The 2,949-nt window shown below is 74.6% G+C and carries 2 protein-coding genes and 2 pseudogenes; all 4 read right to left on the bottom strand.

Annotated elements, in window-relative coordinates; genetic code table 11:
• Nucleotides 1-326 (bottom strand): annotated as a pseudogene (locus VR45_RS27185) (hypothetical protein); the annotation flags it as partial.
• Nucleotides 323-853, bottom strand: a complete 531-nt coding sequence (locus VR45_RS27180; RefSeq protein WP_045942477.1) for a SigE family RNA polymerase sigma factor — start codon at nucleotides 851-853, stop codon at nucleotides 323-325. The gene VR45_RS27180 and the pseudogene VR45_RS27185, both read right to left, overlap by 4 nt.
• A gap of 140 nt (nucleotides 854-993) precedes the next feature.
• Nucleotides 994-1,995: an expansin EXLX1 family cellulose-binding protein gene (locus VR45_RS27175; RefSeq protein WP_234326212.1), complete on the bottom strand. Its 1,002-nt coding sequence runs from the start codon at nucleotides 1,993-1,995 to the stop codon at nucleotides 994-996.
• Nucleotides 1,996-2,261: 266 nt separating this feature from the next.
• Nucleotides 2,262-2,949, bottom strand: a pseudogene (locus VR45_RS27170) (carbohydrate-binding protein); the annotation flags it as partial.

Genomic DNA, 2,949 nt, shown 5'->3' with positions numbered 1-2,949 from the left:
GGAGGCGGGACGGCGGGGACCGGGGGGGCCGACGGCGTCGGCGAGGCGGTGACCGTCGGCGACGGGGCGGCCGGCGCGGTGGTGACGGTGTCCGACGGCGGCGGTGTCCGGATGATGCCGGCGACGGCGAGGCCTCCGGTCGCCAGGATTCCGGCGGTGGCCAGTCCGGCGAGGGCCGCCTTGGGCCACGACCTCACGAACGAGGGCGTGCGGTGGCGGACGGAGGTTCCGGCCGCGCCGCGTTGGACGCGGGCCAGGATCTGTGCGCGGTCGGGCTGGTGGCTCTCGGCGGCCTCGCGCAGCCGCCGGGCGATGTCCTCGTTCACCGGTTCCTCCTTCCTGTTGCCAGTTCGCCGACCGCTCGTGCGCCGAGTGCGCGTTGCAACTCGGCCATCCCCTTCGAGGTCTGGCTCTTCACCGTACCGACCGATATTCCCAGCGCCGCGGCGGTGTCCTTCTCCGAGAGGTCGAAGGCGTGGCGCAGCACCACGCAGGCCCGCTTCCGGAACGGCAGCCGGTCGAGCGCCGTGCGGATGTCCAGCACGGCCGCCACGTCCGGGCCGTCCGTTCTCTCCGGGGCGCGGGACCAGAACATCAGCACCCGGCGGCGTTCGCGGACCGTGCTGCGGATCCGGGCCCGGGCCATGTTGGCGACGACCCCGCGGGCGTAGGCGAGCGGGTGCTCGGCCGCGCGGAGGCGGTCCCAGCGTCGCCAGAGGGCGATCAGGGCGTCCGCGGCCAGGTCGTCTGCCGCGTCCGGCTCACCGGTGAGTAGGTGGGCGAGCCGGGCGAGTTCGGCGTAGTGGCGTTCGAAGAAGTCATGGAACTCCGCGGACGCGTCGTCGAGGAGCATGTCCCTCGGTCGCCCTCTCCGTGCAATGTGAGCGTTAACAATGGGTCTGAGCCTAGCATCGGGCGTGTCCGGGCCGGAGCGGTGGTCGCCCGGCCGGGCCGCACCGGGGGCGGGGGGCCGGGGGGCGAGCGGCGGTGCGGTCAATGCCGGGCGAACTGGACGCGGGTCCGCTGGACGACGTCCGGCTGCACCGCGAGCCCGTCGACGGTCAGCTGTTCCCCGTAGATGTCGGTGACCCTGATCGGTCCCCCGCACCCGCCGCCGTCGGGGGAGAGGAAGTAGTTGTAGTCGGTACGGGACAGCTGCCGCCAGCCGCCCGCGGTCCGCACCTCCAACCCGGCCACCGGGTTCCGGTGGCCGCTCACCTGGATCCCGCACCACCACTGGGAGGACCCGGCCTTGTACCGGATCGACATCGTCTCCGGCGCCGTGCCGGGGCTCAGCAGCGTCCAGGTGACCGGGAGGCGGCCCACCGAGAGATCGGCCAGTTCGGCGAAGGCCTCGTGGCTGAGGTCGAGCTGCCCGGGCGCACAGGGCAGCGGGCACTCGTTCACGATCCGCACCGTGACGCTCGCCCCGTTGGCGGCCCGGACGAGCACGGACGCACCGCAGGCCTTGGACGTCTCGTAGTCGGTGTGGTTCATCGCCGCGACCATGAGGTCCCGGGACGGGCCGAACAGGCAGGCGCCGTTGCCGTCGGCCGCTTCGTAGGACGTCGCGACGCCCTGGTAGCTCGCCCCGGGCTTGATCCGCCCGGCCGGGGACGCCGCGACCGGTGCGGTGCCGGCGTNCGCCGGCGGCGGGGGAGGTGCGGTGGCCGTGGCGCCGGCGGTGGCCGTGGCGGTACGGGTGCTCCCCGTGGAGGCCGGGGGCGACGAGGTGGCCGTGGTGGCCGTGCTGGTCGACGGCCGCGGCGTCGGCGTCGCCGACGGCGAAGGGGTACCGGTCGGCGACGGGCCGGTGACCGGTGGCGTCGTGGGCGTGGCTTCGACCGGGGCGCCGGTGCCGGGCGGCGAGCCGGGCTCGGTGACCGCGACGGAGGCGGCGGCCGGTTCCGCGGCGCCGTCACCGCTCCCGGGGAGGAGCGCGAAGGCCAGGCACACCAGCAGCCCGACGGCCACCAGCGCCAACTGAATGCCCATGGCCGGCGCGCGCCTGCGGCTCGACTGCCGGGCGGCGTGCTTCGTTGCCCTCATTCCCGTTCCATTTCGGTAGATCGACTCGGCATTGCACTGACCAGTGGGCGCCGGAGAGGGAAAGGTTGCCGTCCCGGCGCAGATTCTTCTGCGGGCCCGGAACGGTCCGGCAGATTTCGGTCCGGCCCCGGACCGGCTCGGACCCGACCGGCTCGGACCGGACCGGACCGGGGCGGGCGGCCGGACCGCTGGCCCGCCCCGGTCCGAGCCGCTCAGGACGGGTCGCCGTAGACCACGCCGCGGCCGTAGCCGCCGAAGTACACCCGGCCGTACACGTCCGGGTCGCCGGTGATCACGTTGATGCCGGTGCCGCCGAACTGGTGCTGGTCGTCGTTGATCCGGACCCAGGTCGAACCGCCGTCGGTGGAGCGGAACAGCCCGCTGACGTCCTTGACCGTCCCGCTGAGGTACAGGGCCTGGTAGGAGGCGCCCGGGGCCGGCCTGCCGAATCCCACCGCGCTCGCCTGCCGCACCGCGTCGGCCTTGGCGAAGCTCGCCCCGCCGTTGGTGGAGTGCAGCAGACCTCGGTCGCCGCCGGCGATCCACAGGTCGCCCATGACACCCGGGACCACCTTGAGCTGTCCGCCGCCCTGGCCGGTGGCCCGGGCGGTGAAGCTCCGCCCGCCGTCAGTACTGGCGTAGAGGGTGCCGCCGCTCAGGGCGTAGAAGGTGTTCGCCGCCGACCGGTCGGCCACCACCGCCGCGTCCTTCGGCAGGCCGGAGGTCACCGTCCAGCTCGTGCCCCGGTCGGTCGAGAAGGACGGGGCCTGGCCCTCGGGCGTCCACACCACGGTGCCGCCGTCCGCCGAGACCGCCACCGCCCCGCCGCCCGCATTGCCCCCCGGCGCCCCTGCGAAGGGGGCCCAGCTCGCCCCGCCGTCGGTCGAGAAGGCGCCGTGC

The organism is Streptomyces sp. NRRL S-495 (genome assembly GCF_000966955.1).
GTDB classification, from domain to species: Bacteria; Actinomycetota; Actinomycetes; order Streptomycetales; family Streptomycetaceae; genus Kitasatospora; species Kitasatospora purpeofusca.
Note: the sequence above shows the minus strand (reverse complement) of the source record. Positions and strands in the feature narration are given on the sequence as shown.